Below are 272 nucleotides of genomic sequence, written 5' to 3'. Positions count from 1 at the left end.
AGCATCGACGGCACGAAATGCAGCGTGGTGATCTGTTCGGCATTGATCAAACTGATCAGCTTGGCCGGATCGCGATGATCACCCGGAGCGGCGACGACCAATCTTGAACCGGTCATCAGCGGCCAGAAAAACTCCCATACCGACACGTCAAAACTGAATGGGGTCTTTTGCAACACGCTGTCGCTGATGTCCAGCGCGTAGGCCTCCTGCATCCAGCGCAGGCGGTTCAGCAACGCCGAGTGGCGGTTGCCCGCGCCTTTCGGCTGGCCGGT

At 59.6% G+C, this 272-nt stretch carries 1 protein-coding gene; it reads right to left on the bottom strand.

Annotated features, from left to right (window positions below):
• On the bottom strand, nt 1-272 hold a 272-nt coding region (locus tag ACW9IB_RS29540), incomplete at both ends, for an AMP-binding protein (RefSeq protein WP_457416867.1).

The organism is Pseudomonas sp. SDO524_S393 (genome assembly GCF_054071875.1).
The sequence above is the reverse complement of the archived record's forward strand: the minus strand, read 5'-3'. Positions and strand labels throughout refer to the sequence as shown.